The organism is Salipiger sp. PrR007, assembly GCF_010499845.1.
GTDB classification, from domain to species: domain Bacteria; phylum Pseudomonadota; class Alphaproteobacteria; order Rhodobacterales; family Rhodobacteraceae; genus Salipiger; species Salipiger pacificus_A.
Genome location: NZ_JAAGOZ010000078.1, coordinates 1 through 2637, shown reverse-complemented (window position 1 = coordinate 2637; position 2637 = coordinate 1). Strand labels below are relative to the sequence as shown.

The window sequence follows — 2637 nt, the reverse complement described above, 5'->3', positions numbered from 1 at the left end:
TGCGGCGCGACAAACAGGATGAGATTCCGCGTCAATCAGGATGAGACGCAGCGGCGTGTGACCGCTTCCGGCCGGGCTACGCCCGCCCTCCACCGGTCACACGCCGCTGCGCAAATTCTTCGGTCTGTGATCGCGGCCGACCCGGTAGGCTGGGGGTTTTCATGATGGAGAACCACCTTTGTGCCGGGGCGCCATGTAACCGATCATCAAGCGAGGCTTTTTATGAAGCTGAGACGAGACCACCCGATTGATGTCGCCGCCGCAAAAGCCGGCATGAGCCGCGCGACGGGCTATCGCATTTCCGAAGACCCCACCCCGCCTTCTCAAAAGAAAGGGCCGCGCGGCCGTCGCAGACCCGATCCGCTCGAGGCGATCTTTGACAGCGAAGTGGTTCCGCTGTTGAGGACTGCCCCGGGCCTCCGGCCTGTCGCCATCTTTGAAGAGCTGTTGCGCCGGCACCCCGAGCTGTCATCCGGCATCCGGCGCACGTTGGAGCGGCGGATCCGTTCATGGCGGGCTCTGCACGGCGAAGAACAGGAAGTTATCTTCCGGCAGAGCCATGAGCCCGGTCGGATGGGGCTGTCTGACTTCACCAACATGGGAGCAGCGGGCGTCACGGTCCTTGGCCAGCCTCTACCGCATTTGCTCTACCACTTCCGCCTGCCATGGTCTGGCTTCGAGCACGCCCATGTCATTTTGGGTGGTGAGAGCTTCGTTGCACTGGCGGAGGGTTTGCAGAACGCACTGTGGTCCGTGGGCGGAGCCCCGGCCTTCCACCGCAGCGACAGCCTGTCGGCCGCCTTCCGCAATCTTGATGCCGAGGCCCGAACCGATCTCACCAAACGCTACGACGGGCTCTGCGCGCACTACCGGATGACCCCCACGCGGAACAACAAGGGAGTGGCGCATGAGAACGGCTCCATAGAAAGTGCTCACGGCCATCTCAAGAACGCGATCCGGGACGCGCTGCTGATGCGCGGGAGTGCCGACTTCGAAGACCTTGGCGCTTACCGCGCCTTCATCGATGAGATCGTCGGCCGTCACAATGCCGCCCGCGGCAAACGCATCGAGGCTGAGCGCGCGTATCTGCAGGAGTTGCCCGAGCGCCGGACCACGGACTACGAGGAAGTCATCGTCACCGTGACCAGCGCCGGCGGGTTCACCCTGCGCAAGGTATTCTACACAGTCCCCTCCCGCTTGATTGGGCACCGCCTGCGCGTGCGCCTCTATGACGAGCGGCTGGAGCTGTTCGTCGGCGGCACTCATCTGCTCAACCTGCCCAGGGGCCGCGGCCACCCGGACGGCAAGCATGACCAGGTGGTCAACTACCACCATGTCATCCACTCCCTACGCAAGAAGCCGATGGCCCTTCTGCACCTCGTCTATCGTGACAAACTCTTCCCCCGAGGCGAGTACCGCCGCGCCTTCGAAGCCCTTACGGCGCGGCTGCCTGAGCGGCAGGCCTGCAAGGCGACCGTCGAGCTTTTGGCCCTGGCCCACGAGCGCAACTGCGAAGTGGCCCTGGCTGAAGACCTTGCCGCTCTGCTGGACGTGGGCGACCTGCCGGACCTTGCGGTCCTGCGGCGGAAGTTCTCGCCAGACCCCGCCAGCCTGCCGGTGGTCACGGTGCGCGCCACCTCCCTCAACAGCTACGAAGACCTTCTTGGGGCTGGCACAGATACGGGAGCATACGCATGAAGCGGATCCACTCCACCGACGAAGCACGTCTGGGCATCATGCTTGGCGAACTGCGCCTGCCAACCATAAAGACCCTGTGGCCCCAGTTCGCCGAACAGGCGGACAAGGAAGGCTGGCCGGCAGCGAGGTTCCTTGCCGCGATCGCAGAGCATGAACTCGCCGAGCGAGCACACCGCCGTACTGCCCGCCACCTGGCCGAAGCCCATATCCCGCCCGGCAAGACGCTGGACAGCTTTGACTTCGATGTCGTGCCGATGATCTCGAAGGCTCAGGTCATGGCGATGGCTGCCGGCGACAGCTGGCTGGCGAAAGGCGCGAATGTGCTCATGTTCGGCCCGCCGGGCGGCGGAAAGAGCCATCTGGCGGCAGCCATTGGCCTTGCCTTGATCGAGAACGGCTGGCGGGTCCTGTTCACGAGGACAACCGACCTCGTCCAAAAGCTTCAGGTCGCACGCCGGGAGCTGCAGCTCGAGGCGGCCATCTCCAAGCTCGACAAGTACGACCTGCTCATCCTTGATGACCTCGCCTACGTCACCAAGGACCAGGCGGAAACAAGCGTTCTGTTCGAGCTCATCTCGGGCCGATACGAGCGGCGCTCGATCATGATCACGGCCAATCAGCCCTTCGGAGAATGGAACAAGGTCTTCCCCGATCCCGCGATGACGCTCGCGGCTGTGGACCGGCTCGTCCACCACGCGACCATCTTCGAAATGAACGTGGAAAGCTATCGACGGCGTTCGGCGCTTGAAGCCAAACGCAGGCGCGGACGCCCAGCATCATACGCGACAATCAAAAGCACTGGCCTGATTGACGCGGAGCGACAATCACCCGCCGACGAAAACCTTGCCAGCGGCAATCAAGGTGATACCGTCACCGATGTCGCGACATAGAATCTCATCTTGATTGTCGCTGCCGTCTCTCCCTGATTGTCGCGCTATA

General features: G+C 63.3%; 2 protein-coding genes. Both read left to right on the top strand.

What is annotated here, in order from left to right; all coding sequences use genetic code 11:
* Positions 1–222 precede the first annotated feature (222 nt).
* Positions 223–1698 (top strand): IS21 family transposase, encoded by a 1476-nt coding sequence (gene istA / locus G0Q01_RS23465; protein WP_203595148.1) that lies wholly within the window; start codon positions 223–225, stop codon positions 1696–1698.
* Positions 1695–2588 carry an IS21-like element helper ATPase IstB gene (gene istB, locus G0Q01_RS23460; RefSeq protein ID WP_164198529.1) on the top strand — a complete coding sequence of 298 codons (894 nt, stop codon included), beginning with the start codon at positions 1695–1697 and terminating at the stop codon, positions 2586–2588. Before istA ends, istB begins: the two co-directional genes overlap by 4 nt.
* The last annotated feature ends 49 nt before the right edge of the window (positions 2589–2637 follow it).